Genomic DNA, 17,151 nt, shown 5'->3' on the forward strand with positions numbered 1-17,151 from the left:
CCGGGGGGGTTCTTATTCGGGCGCCCCCCCGTCTTTGTATTTTTTTTTTTGGCCCGGACTCGGCTCGGCAGGTCAGTCGACGGTGATGCGAGCCAGGGCTCGCGAGGTGTCGCCGTCGAGGTAGGCGCTGAAGCCGAGCTGGCCGAGCGCCTCGATGTCGTCGGCGACCTCGGGAGCCTCGGCCGCCGCCAGCTCGTCGAGACCGTCGAAGTCGAGGTAGACCACCCCGGAGGAGTCCTCGGCATTGGGGACCGCGTTCTTGAACTTGTCGGTCTCTGCCAGGCCACCGTCGGCGAGCAGGTCCTTGCTGTAGTCCCCCATCCCGACGGAGGTCACCTCGCCCTCGCTGTCGACGCTGACGATGCCCTCGGCACCGAAGCCCGCGGTGAGGTCGCCGACGAACTTCTCCACGTCGGCGGACTCGGCACCGTCGAGCTTGATCCCGATGTCCAGGGAGTCCGGAGCGCTCATGTCGATCTCGCCGGCCGCGATCGCGAAGCTGTCACCGAGGAGCTTCTCGAGGTCGCCGGGCGCCATCCCGAGCATCTGCGTGAACTGGTCCTCCGCGCCGCTCCCGGCCAGGCCGGTCGTAAGCCAGCCATCGGCCGGGTTGGCCGCGATCACCGCGGTGGTGTCCTTCGGCAGCGTGCCGGCGAGGGTGCCGGCCTCCATGGACTCGGCCTGCTCGCCCATCGACGAGGCGGCCTCGAGCTCGAAGGCGTTCTCCTCGGCACGTACGGTGAACGCCGCGCCGCCGAAGTCCTTCATCGCCGACCGAATCGTGTCGGCCAGGGCAGCCGGATCGGGCAACGGCGCGATCCCACCCATCGGGTTCTCGGCGAGCTCACCCTCGGCCTCGTCGAACGCGCCGTTCTCAGCCGCCTCGGCGATGGCGTCCGGCAGCTCCTTCGCGGCGTACGCCGTGATGAACCCCGTGCCGCCGACGTCACCGGTCCACTTCTCGAAGCCGGCGTCCTCGGCCAGGGTGCCGGCCGCCACCGCCTTCTCGATCGTGGCAAGGTCGCCGTCGGTCTCCGCGATGAGTGCCCACCCGTCACCGACCGACCAGGCCGACTCCGAGCCGCCGCACTCGGCGAGCTTGGGAAGGCCGGCCTCGGCATCGGACTCGTCGGTGACCTGGAGCGCGAACGCGACCACCGGTTCCGCGTCCGTCGGGACCGCGCCGACCGCGGCCCTGTAGCCGATCCACGGCTCGACGTCCTTGGCGAAGTCGAGGTCGTCACAGGCGTTGGTGAACAGCGCCTCGCGCGGGTCCTCGCCCTTCTCGAGGCCGAGCTCCTTCTCGAGCGAAGGCAGCTTGCGCAGCGTCGGCAGGGCGTTCTTGGCCTCGGTCAGGTCGATCTCGGCGTAAGCGACCGTCGAGGCGGGGAACGCTTCTGCCGGGGAGCCACCGGCGTTGCTCAGTGCGACTGCGGTGACGGTGCCGGCGGTCGCCAGCATGGCGACGCCCACGACGGCTGCCGCACCGATGATCAGCGGCTTCCTGCTCTTTCCGGCAGGGTTCCCGCCGAGATCGAGGATCTCTGTCGCCTCCGGTCCTGACGGGTTCTGACCGGGCATGTTCTCTGACATCAGTGACTTTCAGGTTCTGTCGGTCAGCATGGTGCCAACCGTCCAACCTGTTGAATCTACGCCGACCGAAGGCGCCTGTCCGCCGAATTTACCTTTCGGTCGGGGACTGCTGCCCCTCGAGCTCGTGAACCGCGGGAGGGTGCGGCGCCCACATCAAGAAGATGACCATCAGCGCCAGCATCGCCGAGCCCGGGACGAGCAGGACCAGCCACGGCGAGGCCAGCTGGAAGCTGTCCTCGAGCACGGTGCCGTCGGCGGCACCCTTGGCGAGACCATTGGGGTCCTCGGGCGAGAGCAGCGAGGTGATCAGCAGCATCAAGCCGCCACCGATCGCACCGCCGACCATCAACGCACCGAGGGTGACCAGCTCGGAGCGGTTGAGCCAGACCGCGGCCGCGATGCCGACCAGCAGGCCGAGCACGATCGCACAGACCGAGAACCAGGCGGTCGCGGCAAAGACGCCCTGATCGATGTTCTGCCCGATGGCGGGCGGATCGATCGAGATGAGCCCCCGATACCACTTGTCCTCGAGCACCATCCCGGTCGGCGGGGTCCACAGCGTCGCCGCCGCGAGACCGGCCGCCAAGCCGCCGACGATGAAGGCGGCCACGATGATGGCCACCTGGACCAGCACCGGGCGGGACAGGTCGGGGCGGGCGGCGGAGCGGCGAGCGGTCGCATGGAGACTGGGCGGCGGCGGCACGATCAGATTGTCAGGCATCCTGGTCCGAGGAGTTGTTTGAGGTCGGCGAACAGCTCGGGAGTCGGTGCCACCCGGAGCCGGTCATCGAGCTTCATGACCCGGGTCGCGTCCCGTGTCATCAACCGTAGCCTGACCTCGGCTACTCCGGGATAGGTGGTCAGTACGTCGCGCAGCCCCGCGATCACCTGCGGCGTGCACCGCGTCGACGGCAGCGAGATCACCACCGGCCCCCCGGCCGCACCCGGGCCGCCGGTCAGGTCGGGGACGGTGACCTCCTGGCCACGCAGCTCGGGCTGGTCCTTGTCGCGAGAGAGCTGGCCCTTGACCCGGATGATCGAGTCCTCGACCAGATGTGGCGCGGCCAGCTGGTAGGAGGACGGGAAGAGCAGCACCTCGACCGAGCCCTCGAGGTCCTCCAGGGTCACCGTCGCCCAGGCGTCGCCCTTCTTGGTGATACGCCGGTTGACGTTGGTGACCAGCCCGGAGACCGTGACGGTGGTGTTGTGGGGCCGCGTCTCGTCGGTCATCAGCTGACCGATGGTGCAGTCGGTGCCGTTGGCGAGGACGTGCTCCAGACCCATCAGCGGGTGGTCGGAGACGTAGAGACCCAGCATCTCCCGCTCATGGCCGAGCAGGGTCATCTTGTCCCACTCGTCCATGTCGGGGATGGCCACCGAGACGCCGAAGCCGTCGCCGCCGTCCTCGTCGAGGCCGCCGAAGAGCGAGTCCTGGCCGATCGCCTCGTTGCGCTTGATGTCGATGTACTGGTCCACCGCGGTCTCGTGGATCGCCACCAGCGCGCGACGGCGGTGCTTCATGTCATCGAAGGCACCGGCCTTGATCAGCGACTCGATCACGCGCTTGTTGCAGGCCCGCTCGGGCACCTTGGAGAGATAGTCGTTGAAGTCCTCGAACCGGCTCTTGGAGGTGCGGGCCTCGACGATGCCGTCGACCACCTGGGCGCCGACGTTGCGCACGGCGGTCAGGCCGAAGCGGATGTCGCTGCCGACCGCGGTGAAGTCGTGGGCGGACTCGTTGACGTCGGGCGGCAGCACCGCGATCTTCATCCGGCGACACTCGTTGAGGTAGATCGCCATCTTGTCCTTGTCGTTCTTGACCGAGGTCAAGAGCGCGGCCATGTATTCGGTCGGGTAGTTGGCCTTGAGGTAGGCGGTCCAGTAGGTGACCACGCCGTAGGCCGCCGAGTGCGACTTGTTGAAGGCGTAGTCGGAGAACGGCAGCAGGATCTCCCAGATCGTGTCGATCGCCTTCTGGGAGTAGCCGCGCTCGAGCATGCCGGCCTGGAAGCCGGCGTACTGCTTGTCGAGCTCGGCCTTCTTCTTCTTGCCCATCGCGCGGCGCAGGTTGTCGGCCTGTCCGAGCGAGAACCCGGCCAGGACCTGGGCGATCGACATCACCTGCTCCTGATAGACGATCAGGCCGTACGTCTCCCCCAGCACCTCGGCGAGCGGCGTCTCGAGCTCGGGGTGGATCGGCACGATCGGCTCGCGGCCGTTCTTGCGGTGGGCGTACTTGTTGTGGGAGTCGGCGCCCATCGGGCCGGGCCGGTAGAGCGCGGAGACCGCGGTGATGTCGGCGAACCGGTCGGGCAGCATCGAGCGCAGCAGCGCGCGCATGCCACCACCATCGAGCTGGAAGACGCCGAGCGTGTCGCCGCGCTGCATCAGCTCGTAGGTCGGCTTGTCGTCGAAGGGGACCTCCTCGAGCACCAGGTCGATGTCGCGGTTCGCGCGGATGTTGCCGAGCGCGTCCTCGAGGGTGTGGAGGTTGGAGAGGCCCAGGAAGTCCATCTTGACCAGGCCGAGCGCCTCACAGGTCGGATACTCGAACTGGGTGACGACCTGGCCGTCCTGTTTGGGCTCCATCAGCGGGACGACGTCGATGATCGGCTCGGAGGCCATGATCACGCCCGCGGCGTGGATGCCGGTCTGCCGGATCTGGCCCTCGAGACCGAGCGCGGTCTCATAGATCTTGCGGACGTCGGGGTCGGTGTCGTGCAGGGCCCGGAAGTCGCCGCCCTCGCCGTAGCGCTTGTGGTCGGGGTTGAACAGCTCCTTGAGCGGAACCCCCTTGCCCATCACGTCGGGCGGCAGCGCCTTGGTGATCCGGTCGCCGATCGCGAAGCCGTGGTCGAGGATGCGGGCCGCGTCCTTGATCGCCTGCTTGGCCTTGATCCGGCCGAAGGTGGCGATCTGGGCGACCTTCTCCGCGCCGTACTTCTCCGTGACGTACTTGATCGTCTCGCCGCGGCGGTGGTCGTCGAAGTCGATGTCGAAGTCGGGCATCGAGGGACGTTCGGGGTTGAGGAACCGCTCGAAGAAGAGCCCGTGCTCGAGCGGGTCGAGATCGGTGATCCGCAGCGCGTACGCCACGATCGAGCCGGCACCGGAACCACGGCCCGGTCCGATCCGGATGCCGTTGTCCTTGGACCACTGGATGAAGTCGGCGACCACCAGGAAGTAGCCCGGGTAGCCCTTCTGCAGGATGACGTCGATCTCGAACTCGACGCGGTCCCGGACCTCCTGGGTCGTCTTCTCGCCCGGGTAGCGCAGCTCGATGCCGCGCCAGGTCTCCTTGCGCAGCCACGACTCCTCGGTCTCGCCTTCGGGGATGTCGGCGAGCGCCATGTAGCCACCGGTCGACTCGGTGAACTGGACATCGCAGCGCTCGGCGATCAGCAGGGTGTTGTCGCAGGCCTCGATCAGGTCCTGCCGGCCCCACAGCTCGCGCATCTCGGCGGCGGTCTTGATGTAGTAGCCGCTGCCCTCGAACGCGAACCGCTTGCCGCCCTTGGAGTAGGGCGGCTCGGTCATCCGGCTGCCCGACTGGACGCACAGCAGCGCCTCGTGGGCGGCGGCGTCCTCGGGGTTGTTGTAGTGGGAGTCGTTGGTCGCGACCGGGCGGATGTTCATCGCCTTGCCGAGCTTGAGCAGGTCGTCGCGGACCCGCTTCTCGATGGAGATGCCGTGGTCCATCAGCTCGAGGAAGACGTTGTCCTTCCCGAAGATGTCCTGCAGCTCCCCGGCCTCCTTGAGCGCCTCGTCCCACTGGCCCAGCCGCAGCCGGGTCTGGATCGCGCCCGAGGGACAGCCGGTGGAGACAATGATCCCCTTGGAGTGCTCGGCGAGGATCTCCTTGTCCATCCGCGGCTTGAAGTAGTAGCCCTCCAGGCTCGAGCGGCTCGAGAGCCGGAAGAGGTTGTGCATCCCCTCGGTGGACTCGGCCCACATCGTCATGTGGGTGTAGGCACCACCACCCGAGACGTCGTCGCCGCCCTCCTGCGCCTGGTCGCCCTTGCCCCACCGCACCCGCTTGCGCTCGCCGCGCGGGGTGTTCGGCGTGATGTAGGCCTCGATGCCGATGATCGGCTTCACGTCGTGCTTGCGGGCCTTCGACCAGAAGTCGTAGGCGCCGTGCATGTTGCCGTGGTCGGTCATCGCGATCGCCGGCATCTCCAGCTCGGCGGTGCGCGAGAACAGCCCGTCGAGGAGCGAGGCTCCGTCCAGCATCGAGTATTCGGTGTGGACGTGCAGGTGGACGAATGAGTCCTTGGAGCCGGCCGCCATTGGCGTGGAGCCCTCCTCGAGGTCGAACGGATGGAGCGGGCGCAGGAGCCCGTGCTCAAACGGACGACCTGGGGGAAGGACTACAGACTATCTGGCGGCACCGACAGTTTCGTCGACGCCCCAGGGCGTTTCTCGGGCGGCTGGCCGTACAGTCTTGAGTCATGGTGACGATCCTCGACGGCGGCCTGTCCAACGCGCTGGAAGCACGCGGTCACGACGTCTCCGGGACCCTGTGGACGGCCCGGCTGCTGGACGAGTCACCCGCGGAGATCGCCGCGGTCCACCGCGCCTACTTCACCGCCGGCGCCGACGTCGCCACGACCGCCGGCTACCAGGCCAGCGTGCCCGGTTTCGTGGAGGCCGGAATGACCCAGACGTACGCCACCGAGCTGCTGCGCCGCAGCGTCCGCGTCGCGCGCGAGGTGGCCGAGGAGGCTCCCGGACGCCTGGTCGCCGCCTCGGTCGGACCCTATGGAGCCTATCTGGCCGATGGCTCGGAGTATCGCGGCCGCTACGGCGTCTCCGCGGCCACCCTGCGTGACTTCCACGCGCCCCGGCTGGCCCTGCTCGAGACCGAGGACCCCGACCTCATCGCGGTAGAGACCATCCCCGACATCGAGGAGGCCGAGGTGCTCGTCGACCTCCTCGACGACATCGGCCTCCCGGTGTGGTTCTCCTACTCCTGCGCCGGCACCCGCACCCGCGCCGACCAGCCCCTGGCCGACGCACTGGCGCTGGCCGCGGGCATCCGCTCGGTCGTCGCCGTCGGCGTCAACTGCTGCGACCCGGCCGACGTACCCGCCGCCGTCCAGCTGGCCACCGCCACCGGCGAGCCCGCTGTCGTCTACCCCAACACCGGTGAGACGTACGCCGACGGCGCCTGGACCGGCACCCCTCACTTCCGGCCCGGAGAGGCCCTCTCCTGGGTGAGATCCGGGGCTGCGTACGTCGGCGGCTGCTGCCGCGTCGGACCCGCCGAGATCGCCCTCATCGCGGCCGAGATGTCACATCTGCAGGCCGAGACGTCAGGTACGTCGGCCGAGTAGGCATCGACATGCCACCTCGGCCGACGCGAGTGACGCCTCGACCGTTCTGCCGACGCGTCGGTCCTCGACATGCCACACTCTCGCCGTGCCGCCGTCGACCGACTCCGCATCGAAGCCGGACACGACTCGGGCCCGCTGGGTCCTGGTCGTGATCATCCTGGTCGCCTTCGGACTCCATCTCGCCGACCCGCAGTGGCTCTCGGCGTCGCAGTCCGCTTCACTCGCGGCGCTGGCCTTGATCGCCGGCGGAGCCCTGTGGCAGGTCGTACGCGCCGACGACCCGTCCGACCGCCTCCTTGGCTTCAGCCTCCTCGTGCTCGCGGCGGTTCTTCTCGGACTGATGCCCGGCCTCGAGACCGCCGATCCGCCCGACGCATTCCGCAGCATCTTCATGCTCGTCGGGCCACCGGCCGGCATGATCCTCGCCGAGCGGTGGCAGCGGCGTACGCCTCGGATGAAGGCCGACTCGATCGCCACACCGGACGATTCCGCCACATGAGCTGCCGCCTCGACCGACCGGAGTGACGTCTCGTCAGGGAAAGGCCATCCGTACGTCGGGGGTCTTCTCCTGGTTGGCGGAGCCGTCGGTGCGCTCGACCTCGCGCAGCCCGTGGCGGGCGTAGAAGGCCCGCGCGGGGGTGTTCATCTCGAAGACCCACAGGCCGAAGCCGTCGGGGGTCAGGGACTTCACCAGGTCGAGCAGCATGGTGCCGAGGCCGGTGCCCTGGGCGCGCGGGTTGACGAAGAGGTCATCGAGCCAGGTCGGGGTGAAGGCGACGAAGGCGGAGACGACGCCGTCGACGTCCGCGACCCAGACCTGCGACCCCTTCTGGGGTGCCAGGACCTTGACCGCGAGCCACTCCCCGATGTCCGACTCCGGGTAGATCGGAGCCGGCATCGGCGCGGCGGCACGTGCCTCGACGTAGGTGCGGACGATCTCGGCGATGTCCTCGGACTCCGCCGGGCGGAGCACCGCCTCAGTCGGAGTCGCGAATGACATCGAGGGCGTGCTGGAGGTCGTCGGGGTAGGTCGACTCGAAGGTGACGTACTCACCGGTCTCCGGGTGCTCGAAGCCGAGCTTCACCGCGTGCAGCCACTGCCGCTCGACCCCGACGCGACGCGCCAGGGCGGGGTCGGCGCCGTAGGTGAGGTCGCCGACGCACGGGTGCTTCAGCGCCGACATGTGGACGCGGATCTGGTGGGTGCGCCCGGTCTCGAGGTGGATCTCGAGCAGCGAGGCGAACCGATGTGCCTCGAGCGTCTCGTAATGGGTCACCGACTGACGCCCGTCCGCGCGGACCGCGAACTTGTAGTCGTACTTCGGGTTGCGCCCGATCGGTGCGTCGATCGTCCCCTCGAGCGGGTCGGGATGGCCCTGGACCAGCGCGTGGTAGGTCTTGTCGACCGTACGCTGCCGGAACGCGTTCTTGAGGACGGAGTAGGCGTGCTCGGACTTGGCGATCACCATCACGCCCGAGGTGCCGACGTCGAGGCGCTGGACGATGCCCTCGCGCTCCTTGGCCCCCGAGGTGGAGATCCGGAAGCCGGCCGCGACGAGATGGCCGACGACGGTCTTCCCCTGCCAGCCCGGCGAGGGGTGGACGGCCACGCCGACCGGCTTGTCGATCACCACGAAGGCGTCGTCGTCGTAGATGATCTTGATGCCCTCGACGATCTCGGGCTTGATCTCGAGGGGGTCTGCCTGCGACGGGATCGTCGCGTCGAGCATCGACCCGGCACTGACCCGGTCGCTCTTGGCCACGGCCGAGCCGTCCACGGTCACCAGCCCTTCGGCGATCAGCTCTGCCGCGCGGGTGCGGGAGAGGCCGAACAGCCGCGCCATGGCAGCGTCGACCCGCTCCCCCTCCAGACCGTCGGGGACGTGCAGCGTGCGCTGGTCGGCGTGACCGAAGTTCACTTCTTCTCGCCCTCGGGCTCGTCCGAGGTGTCATCGGACTCGTCCGCGGCACCGCCGTCGATCGACCCGTCGAGCCCGATCCCCTTGAACGAGAAGATCACGATCAGCACCGCGGCGACGTTGATGCACATGTCGGCGACGTTGAAGATCGGCCAGTTGGGCAGCTGCAGGAAGTCGACCACGTGCCCGACGTAGAAGCCCGGCTCACGCAGGAGCCGGTCGACCAGGTTGCCGCTGATACCGGCGATCAGGATGCCGAGCGCGATGGCCCAGCCGCGGTGACGCACCCGGCGCGCGAACCAGAGCACACCGATCGTGGCCGCGATCGAGAGAGTCGTGAAGACCCAGGTGTAGCCGGTCCCGGTCGAGAAGGCTGCTCCCGGGTTGCGGATGATGTTGAGCTGGAGCACCGACCCGATGAACTCCTGCGGCTGCCCGGGAACGAGCGTCGCGACCGCCCAGAGCTTCGTGAGCTGGTCGATGACCAGCAGAAACACTGCGACGGTCGCGAACTCGGCCCATCGAACAGGGCGCACGTCGGACTCAGGACCGGTATGTGCGTCGCTCAGCGACGCTCCTCGCGCTGCTTGCATGTCATGCACAGTGTGGCACGCGGGAACGCCATGAGCCGCATCTTGCCGATCGGCTCCCCACACGACTCACAGATGCCGTACGAGCCGTCCTCGAGGTATCCCAGGACACGCTCGATCTGGGCCAGCTTGTCCTTCTCGCTGTTGACCACGGTCAGCTCGTGGTCACGCTCGAAGCTGGTCGCGCCCATGTCGGCCTGGTCCTGGCCGGCGCCATCGCCGGAGTCCTTCATCAAGCCGGAGAGCTCGGCTTCGAGAGCGGTGAGCACCTCGAGGCTGTGAGCCCTCATCTCGTGAAGCTCGTCGATGACCTCGTTGAGCTCATCCTTCGTCCACGGGTCCTCGCCGTCCTTGACCTTCAGCTGGTCAGGAGAGACGACGGTCTTGGTTGCTTTCTTAGGCACGGCACTCGCTTTCTGGTGTGAGACACGGCCCCCCGGGCCGCACGGTGGTCAGTTTTGGCTTAGGCGCTCGCCGCGGCCACCGACGTGGAAGCCGTGACGTAGGAGCTGGTATTCCCAGAAAGCTCGGGCGTCGCCACTTGGACGCGCCCGACTGCCGCGCTGGCGCGACACCTCATCGGTACAGACATGGAGTCCCCTTTCTCCTGCCGTCACTTCGCGCCGCCGAGTCGGTGCGGAGTGCGTGCCCGGAATGTAGCCCGGGATTCGGCTCCACTCAACTAACACACCGAAACTGCACGCATATTGGTCCGCAGCGCGGAAAAAACTCCGAAATCCTCTTACAGGACCCATCTCACCTGCTACAACGCGTTCCTGCCGCGGCCGGCGGGCTCCGTCAGGACACGGCGGACGTACGCATCGGCCGGCCCCGCGATGCGGGACCGGCCGATGGAAGCCTGACTACGAGGACCTCAGCCCTCGTCCTCCCCCAGGATGGAGCGCAGGCGCTTGGGCGCCGGGCCCGACTCGTTGACGGCGGCAGCCATCACGGGCGCCTGTGACTCAGCCGAGTTGTTGAGCGCGTCGAGCTGCTGCGTGAAGTAGCTCTTCAGGCGGGAGCGGTACTCACGCTCGAAGTTGCGCAGGGTGTCGACCTCGGTGGTCAGGTTGTCCTTCTCACGCTCGAGCTCGCCGAAGAGCTGCTGGCGACGCTCGGCGGTCTCGCTGTCGAGCATCTGCGCACGGGTGCGCGCGTCGGCCTCCATGCGGTCGGCCTTCGACTTCGACTCGGCCTCGAGGCGCTCGGCCTTGGTGCGGGCCTCCCCGACGATCTTGTCGGCGTCGTTCTTGGCAGTGTCGATGAGCGCGTCGTGGTTGCGCGTGGCCAGCTCGAGCAGGCGCGCAGCGGCGTTGGACGCCTCCGGCACGGTCTCGACCCGGATCGTCTCGATGCCGCCGGTCTGCGGTGCCTCCTGATACATCGGCATCTGGTGCGAGACCGGCTCAGGAGCCGGCATCGGCTCAGGAGCAGGCGGCTCGGGAGCCATCGGGAAGGACGGACCCCCACCCGACTGCGCAGATGCCAACTTCCCGCGAAGGTCGTCGTTCTCCCGGGTGAGACGTGCCAGTTCGGCCTCGACCTCGTCGAGGAACTGGTCCACCTCGCCCATGTCGTAGCCCTCGCGGAGCCGGACGGGAGTAAAGCGCTTGTTGCTCACGTCCTCTGGCGTCAGCGGCATGACCTCACCCATTCATTACTCGGTTGACTCAGACGTACGGACTGCACCGCCGGGGGGCGGCATCAGGTAATGCTGTCGAAACTCTAGCGCCTGTCCGTAGACATGCCAGATGCGGACCGCATCCAGGCACCTACGAGCAGGTGTCGAAGGCCTCAGCTCTGGTTGAAGAAGCCGCCCTCAACGATCCTCTGCTTGGCCTCAGCTGTGACCGAAACGTTCGCAGGTGAGATAAGAAACACCTTGTTGGTGACCCTCTCGATGTTCCCATAGGTAGCAAAGATCAGGCCGGCCGCAAAGTCGACGAGCCGTTTCGCGTCCGGATCGTTCATCTCGGTGAGGTTCATGATCACCGGCGTGCCGTCGCGGTAGTTCTCGCCGATCTGACGCGCTTCGTTGTAGGACGTCGGGGTCAGCGTGATGATCTTGGAAAGCTCTGCCACTGCAGGCACCACCGTTGCTCGTCGCCGCTCGGAAAGGTCAGCCACCGGAGCCGGACGTGACTGCTTCGACCGCACCGGCGCCTTGACGGCCTGGTGGGAGCGGGTCTCGTCGTCGTCACCCTCGTAGACTTCGTCGTCGTACCCGGTGTCCTCGAGCAGGCCGAGGTATTCACCGAACCTGCGCATCGCGCCGCTCATGCCGGTGCCTCCGTAGCGCAAACGCAAGAATACGGACGCACCGGCCTGAGGATCATTGCCGTTCGCTGACGCTCACTCATGCCGCCACCTTCCCCAAAGTATTGCTTCCCGAGACATTACTTGACAGTTGGCCTCTGTCCGAGGACCGCAGACCCGACACGTACGTGTGTCGCGCCATGGGCAATCGCCTGCTCCAGGTCGCCGCTCATCCCCGCCGACAGCACTGTCGCCTCGGGATACTCGACCAGGAAGTCCTCCCGGATCCGCGCCAGCCGGACGAACGCCGGCTCCGGTTCCTCACCGAGAGGCGCGACCGCCATCAGCCCCCGCAGTCGGAGCCCGTCGGTCGCCTCGACCTCAGCAGCCAGGTCGCGTACGTCACCGGGATCCGCCCCGGCGCGACCCTCGCGCCCGGGCGGGTCGAGGGATACCTGCAGGAGGACGTCGAGGATCTGGCCACGCTCCCCCGCGCCACGGCTGAGCCGGGGCAGCAGGGAGGACCGGTCGACGGACTCGACCACGTCGGCGTAGCCGGCCACGGCGGCCGCCTTGTTGGACTGGAGCCCGCCGATGTAGTGCCAGCGCAGCCCGAGGTCGGCGCACTCGGCCGCCTTGGCCGCCGCCTCCTGGTGGCGGTTCTCGCCGACGTCGGTGACCCCGAGGCCGGCCAGGATGCGTACGTCGGAGGCAGGGAAGAACTTGGTGACCACGACCAGGTGGACGTCGTCGGCGGGGCGACCGGCGGCCTTGGCGGCCACCGCGACCCGCTCGCGGGTCTCGGCGAGCCCCGCGGCGATCTCATCGGCGCGATCGGTCGCCATCAGGCACCGCGCAGCCGGATCAGGGCGCCCAGCGACATGCCGGCGCCGTCGCGACGGTAGGAGTAGAGGTCCTCGGACTCGCGGGTGCAGCGACCGGCGTCGACCGCCTCGACACCCTCGCGGGCCAGCTGGGCGAGCACTCCGGCGCCGACGTCGAGGCTCGGGGTGCCCCAGCTCGTGGTGGCGCGCGCGGCCGGCTCGGCCGCGGCGATCTCCTCCTGCATCTCGGCAGGCACCTCGTAGCACTTGCCGCACACGTGCGGCCCCACCCAGGCGCTGATCCGCGTCGCGCCGAGCGCGCGCATCCGGGCGATGGTCTCGGGCACCACCCCGGCCGCCATCCCCTTGCGTCCGGCGTGCGCCGCGCCGATGACCCCGGCCGCCTCGTCCGCGAACAGCACGGGTACGCAGTCGGCGGTGCGGACCAGCAGCACCAGGTCACGCTCGGTGGTCACGATCCCGTCCGCCTCGGGACGGGTGCCGCACTTCGCCGGGTTGTCTCGGGCTCCGCTTCGACCAGCGTCGACGACAGCGTTGCCGTGGACCTGGTAGAGGTCGGCATAGGGCGCGCCGTCGGCGAAGTCGGCCATCAGCAGCCGATGGTTCTCGGCCTTCGCCTCCGGCGAGTCCGAGCCGTTGACCGCCAGGTTGAGCTCGGCGTACGGAGCGAGACTGACCCCGCCGTACCTGTCGGTGAACGCCAGGTCGACGAGGCCTGCTGTGGCTCGGAACGAATACAAGAAAGGGACCTACTTCAGACTGTGCTTACTTAAGGAAATCAGGAACGTCGAGCTCGTCATCGCTGTACTGGACGCTCGGAGCGGGCTTCTTGGCGACCGGGGCGGGCTCGGCCGGCGGGGCAGCAGGCGGAGGCGTGGCCGGGGCGGGCTTGGCGGGCGCGGCGGCCGGGGTCTCCTCGGCCTCCTCGGTGCGCCGGGTCGCGACCGCGGTGGCCACGGCGGCGGTCTCACCGTTGTTGGCGGACTGGGAGGCGGTGGAGCGGCCCTGCACGCTGCCGAGCGCCGAGGCGCCCTCGCGACGCTTGGGCATGCCACCGTCGAAGCCCGCGGCGATCACCGTGACCCGGACCTCGTCGCCGAGCGCGTCGTCGATGGTCGCGCCGAAGATGATGTTGGCCTCCTCGTGGACCGCGTCGGCGACCAGCGCGGCGGCCTCGTTGATCTCGAAGAGACCGAGGTCGGAGCCGCCCGCGATCGAGAGCAGGACTCCGTGGGCGCCGTCGATCGATGCCTCCAGCAGCGGCGAGGAGACGGCCATCTCGGCGGCCTCGACGCTGCGGTTGTCACCGCGGGCCGAGCCGATGCCCATCAGCGCCGAGCCGGCGTTGGACATGACCGACTTCACGTCGGCGAAGTCGAGGTTGATCAGGCCGGGCGTGGTGATCAGGTCGGTGATGCCGGAGACACCCTGCAGCAGCACCTGGTCGGCCTGGCGGAACGCATCCATCACCGACACGTTGCGGTCCGAGATCGACAGCAGCCGGTCGTTGGGGATGACGATGAGGGTGTCCACCTCCTCGCGGAGCTTGCTGATCCCCTCCTCGGCGGAGTTGGCGCGACGGCGGCCCTCGAAGGCGAACGGGCGGGTCACCACACCGATGGTCAGGGCGCCGAGGGAGCGGGCGATGCGGGCCACGACCGGGGCGCCACCGGTGCCGGTGCCGCCACCCTCGCCGGCGGTCACGAAGACCATGTCGGCGCCCTTGATGACCTCTTCGATCTCGTCGGCGTGGTCCTCGGCCGCGCTCTCCCCCACGCTCGGGTTGGCGCCGGCACCGAGACCGCGGGTCAGCTCGCGACCGATGTCGAGCTTGACGTCGGCGTCGCTCATCAGCAGCGCCTGGGCGTCGGTGTTGATGGCGATGAACTCGACCCCCTTGAGGCCGACCTCGATCATCCGGTTGACAGCGTTGACGCCGCCGCCACCGATGCCGACGACCTTGATGATCGCCAGATAGTTCTGTGCAGCTCCCACGGTGGTCGCCCCTTCGCTCGCTGGTTGGCTCTCACGGCGAGTTCTGAACCCTTACCCTCAACCTGAGGGTTATAGTTATGTCAACCTCGCCGTTCTCAGAACAGTAGGCAGACGTACGTCCTCAAACTGGCGCGACACGCGGACGCGGATCAGTTGTGCCGATCTCGTGCCGTCCGGTAGGGGCAATATGGCAGAGCCATCCGGTAGGGAAGATCAGTCGACGCTCTTGCTGGTGACGGGCTGGCCGGGCACGGAGACGTCGTAGCGGGCCACGTCGGGCTCGGCCTTCATCAACGCGACCAGAACGTCGGCCTTGGTGTCGGACTGGGCGCTGCTCCCCCACACCACCCGCTTGTCGTTGCGCAGCTCCAGGGAGATCGAGTCGACGGTGGTCACCTCGACGTGGTCGACCGTCTTGGCGAGGTCGGCCGGGAGCGCCGAGGCCACCGCGGCCGCCTCGCGGAGCGCGTCGGAGTTGGCGCCGGTCACGGTGTTCACCATCGGCAGACCACGCGGCGCCTTCTTGTAGTCCCAGAAGACGGTGCCGGTCTCGTCGAGCGCACGGAGCCGACCGCCGATGGAGACGACTGCCACCGGCGTACGTTCGGTGACGTCGACCCGGATCTTGTCGGGCCACTCGCGCGAGACGTTGACCGAGCGCACCATCGGCAGCCCGTTGAGCACGCGCACTTGTACGGCCTCGAGGTCGGCGGTGGCCAGCGGCTCCCCGACAGGGACGGCCGCGAACTCGACGACCTGCTTGGCGCTGGTCATCTTCATCGCGCCGTGCACCGAGGTGCCCTTGACCTGCAGCCAGGTGGAGAAGTAGACCGCCCAGATCCCGCCGAGCAGGAGCGCGATGACCAGGGTGCCGACGATGAGGTAGCGCCATGCCAGCCAGCGCCGGCGCCACTGGCGCCGGGCGAAGGCCTTACGGCTCTTCAGGGTCGCCGGATCGACGGCAGCACGCTCGTCCTGAGACTCCGGCTCCGACTCAGCGCCGGCCTGGGCCTCCTCCGAGTCAAGGTCGATCTCGCGCTCCCCGGACGCCGACTGGGCGATCTCCAGGGCCTCGGCGATCTCGGTGTCCGATCCCTTCTCCCCCATGCTCGCCTCCCCCAGCGTTACTGCTCTGCCCTACGTAGCGCGGCGAGCACCATCGGGCCCACCTCGGTCACGGTACCTGCCCCGAGCGTCAGAACCAGGTCACCCGGTCGGGCGCGGCGAGCCAGCTCGGCGGCGGCCTCCTCGAGACCGGCGACGCTGACGACCCGGTCGGGCGGCAGCGGCACCGCGTCGGCGACCAGCTTGCCGGTGACCTCGGGGTCGTAGTCCTCGCGGGCGAGGTAGACGTCGAGGACGACGACCTCGTCGGCGGCGCCGAGCACGCGGCCCATCTCCTCGCCGAAGATCCGGGTGCGAGAGACCATGTGCGGCTGGAAGGCGACGATGAGCCGCCCCTGCCCCGCCACGGACCGGCCGGAGACGAGGTCGCCGGCGATCTCGGAGGGGTGGTGTGCGTAGGAGTCGTAGACGCGTACGCCTGCGGCCTCTCCCTTGCGCTCCATCCGCCGCCGGGTGCCGGTGAAGGACTCCAGCCCCGCCTTGAGCAGGTCGAAGGAGTGACCGAGACGCAGGCCGACGGTCAACGCGGCCAGCGCGTCGGCGACGTAGTGGCGCCCGGGGATCTGCAGCGTGATCCGGCCCAGCTCGTCGAGCCCGTCGACGACGGTGAAGGAGGAGGTGGTGCCCTCCAGCACGATGTCGACGGCGCGTACGTCGGCCAGCTCCGACTCACCGACGCCGACGAAGCGGCGACCGAGCGAGTGGGCGACGTGGCGCAGGTCCGCGGCGCCGGGGTCGTCGATGACCGCGACCAGGAACCCGTCGGGCGCCAGCCGCCCCACGAACTGGGCGAAACCCTCGCGGTAGGCCTCCTCGGTCCCCCACTGGTCGAGGTGGTCGGCCTCGACGTTGGTGACGACCGCGGCGTACGGCTTGTAGACGAGGAAGGCGCCGTCGGACTCGTCCGCCTCGGCGACGAACAGGTCGCTCGAACCCTCGGCGGCGTTGGTGCCCGAGGCGGCCAGCTCGCCGCCGACGGTGTAGGTCGGCGCAGCGCCCGCAGCCTGCAGGGAGACGGTCAGCAGCGAGGTGGTGGTGGTCTTGCCGTGGGTGCCGGCCACGGCGAGGACGCGGCGGCCCTCCATCACCGAGGCCAGGCCGGCCGAGCGCGGGTAGATCCGCAGGCCCTTCGCCACGGCAGCGACGTACTCGGGGTTGTCCTCGCGGATCGCGGTCGAGACGATCAGCGTGTCGACGCCCTCGACCTGGGAGGCGTCGTGACCGACGTAGACGGTCGCGCCCTCCTCGCGCAGCGCCGCGACCATCGAGGAGTCGGCGCCGTCGCTGCCGGAGACCTCGATCCCGCGGGCCAGCATGACCCGGGCGATCGCGGACAGACCCGCCCCACCGATGCCGATGAAGTGGACCCTGCCCAGCTGCTCGGCCGGCAGGATGTGCTCAGGAACCGGAACTCTCATGCCGACGCCTCCGTCGCGAAGAAGAAAGAATACGGACGCGTCGACATGTTGTGCCCGCGGTTCGCTCGCTGACG

General features: G+C 68.6%; 16 protein-coding genes. 2 read left to right on the forward strand and 14 right to left on the reverse strand.

From position 1 onward, the window contains the following. Nucleotides 1-72: 72 nt before the first annotated feature. The 3 genes from ACFWQC_RS21300 to dnaE all read right to left on the reverse strand — a co-directional run bounded on the left by ACFWQC_RS21300 (nt 73) and on the right by dnaE (nt 5,883). On the reverse strand, nt 73-1,593 hold the full coding sequence (locus ACFWQC_RS21300) for a hypothetical protein (protein WP_378682508.1): 1,521 nt from the start codon (nt 1,591-1,593) through the stop codon (nt 73-75). 88 nt (nt 1,594-1,681) lie between these two features. Next, nucleotides 1,682-2,314 carry a hypothetical protein gene (locus ACFWQC_RS21305; RefSeq protein ID WP_378682511.1) on the reverse strand — a complete coding sequence of 211 codons (633 nt, stop codon included), beginning with the start codon at nt 2,312-2,314 and terminating at the stop codon, nt 1,682-1,684. After that, on the reverse strand, nt 2,299-5,883 hold the full coding sequence (gene dnaE, locus ACFWQC_RS21310; protein ID WP_378682514.1) for a DNA polymerase III subunit alpha: 3,585 nt from the start codon (nt 5,881-5,883) through the stop codon (nt 2,299-2,301). Before dnaE ends, ACFWQC_RS21305 begins: the two co-directional genes overlap by 16 nt. A 161-nt stretch (nt 5,884-6,044) precedes the next feature. Here dnaE and mmuM point away from each other — a divergent pair, with 161 nt between their 5' ends. Further along, nucleotides 6,045-6,929, forward strand: coding sequence for a homocysteine S-methyltransferase (gene mmuM, locus ACFWQC_RS21315; protein WP_378682517.1), 885 nt, complete (start codon nt 6,045-6,047; stop codon nt 6,927-6,929). Between the two features lie 85 nt (nt 6,930-7,014). Further along, nucleotides 7,015-7,428, forward strand: coding sequence for a hypothetical protein (locus ACFWQC_RS21320; RefSeq protein WP_378682520.1), 414 nt, complete (start codon nt 7,015-7,017; stop codon nt 7,426-7,428). Between the two features lie 33 nt (nt 7,429-7,461). Here ACFWQC_RS21320 and ACFWQC_RS21325 read toward each other — a convergent pair whose 3' ends face one another. The 11 genes from ACFWQC_RS21325 to murC form a co-directional block, all read right to left on the reverse strand. Continuing rightward, nucleotides 7,462-7,929, reverse strand: a complete 468-nt coding sequence (locus ACFWQC_RS21325; protein WP_378682522.1) for a GNAT family N-acetyltransferase — start codon at nt 7,927-7,929, stop codon at nt 7,462-7,464. Next, nucleotides 7,907-8,848: an RluA family pseudouridine synthase gene (locus tag ACFWQC_RS21330; protein ID WP_378682525.1), complete on the reverse strand. Its 942-nt coding sequence runs from the start codon at nt 8,846-8,848 to the stop codon at nt 7,907-7,909. The genes ACFWQC_RS21325 and ACFWQC_RS21330 overlap by 23 nt, the downstream gene beginning before the upstream one ends. Next, complete coding sequence (lspA, locus tag ACFWQC_RS21335; protein WP_378682527.1) at nt 8,845-9,441, reverse strand: signal peptidase II; 597 nt, start codon at nt 9,439-9,441, stop codon at nt 8,845-8,847. The genes ACFWQC_RS21330 and lspA overlap by 4 nt, the downstream gene beginning before the upstream one ends. Next, nucleotides 9,414-9,842, reverse strand: coding sequence for a TraR/DksA family transcriptional regulator (locus tag ACFWQC_RS21340; RefSeq protein ID WP_160024321.1), 429 nt, complete (start codon nt 9,840-9,842; stop codon nt 9,414-9,416). Before ACFWQC_RS21340 ends, lspA begins: the two co-directional genes overlap by 28 nt. 470 nt (nt 9,843-10,312) lie before the next feature. Then, complete coding sequence (locus ACFWQC_RS21345) at nt 10,313-11,080, reverse strand: DivIVA domain-containing protein (protein ID WP_229788310.1); 768 nt, start codon at nt 11,078-11,080, stop codon at nt 10,313-10,315. Between the two features lie 152 nt (nt 11,081-11,232). Further along, the gene (locus ACFWQC_RS21350; protein WP_378682531.1) at nt 11,233-11,718 is read right to left on the reverse strand and encodes a cell division protein SepF; all 486 of its coding nucleotides are present in this window, start codon (nt 11,716-11,718) and stop codon (nt 11,233-11,235) included. A gap of 116 nt (nt 11,719-11,834) precedes the next feature. Then, the gene (locus ACFWQC_RS21355) at nt 11,835-12,539 is read right to left on the reverse strand and encodes a YggS family pyridoxal phosphate-dependent enzyme (RefSeq protein ID WP_378682534.1); all 705 of its coding nucleotides are present in this window, start codon (nt 12,537-12,539) and stop codon (nt 11,835-11,837) included. Further along, entirely contained in the window at nt 12,539-13,279 is a 741-nt protein-coding gene (gene pgeF / locus ACFWQC_RS21360) for a peptidoglycan editing factor PgeF (protein WP_378682536.1), read from the reverse strand. The genes ACFWQC_RS21355 and pgeF overlap by 1 nt, the downstream gene beginning before the upstream one ends. 25 nt (nt 13,280-13,304) lie before the next feature. Then, nucleotides 13,305-14,534, reverse strand: a complete 1,230-nt coding sequence (ftsZ, locus tag ACFWQC_RS21365) for a cell division protein FtsZ (protein ID WP_378682538.1) — start codon at nt 14,532-14,534, stop codon at nt 13,305-13,307. Between the two features lie 213 nt (nt 14,535-14,747). Next, complete coding sequence (locus ACFWQC_RS21370) at nt 14,748-15,641, reverse strand: cell division protein FtsQ/DivIB (RefSeq protein WP_378682540.1); 894 nt, start codon at nt 15,639-15,641, stop codon at nt 14,748-14,750. 17 nt (nt 15,642-15,658) lie between these two features. Further along, complete coding sequence (gene murC / locus ACFWQC_RS21375) at nt 15,659-17,077, reverse strand: UDP-N-acetylmuramate--L-alanine ligase (protein WP_378682543.1); 1,419 nt, start codon at nt 17,075-17,077, stop codon at nt 15,659-15,661. Between the last annotated feature and the right edge of the window lie 74 nt (nt 17,078-17,151).

This window comes from Nocardioides sp. NPDC058538 (genome assembly GCF_042719275.1).
In the GTDB taxonomy this organism is placed as follows: Bacteria; Actinomycetota; Actinomycetes; order Propionibacteriales; family Nocardioidaceae; genus Nocardioides.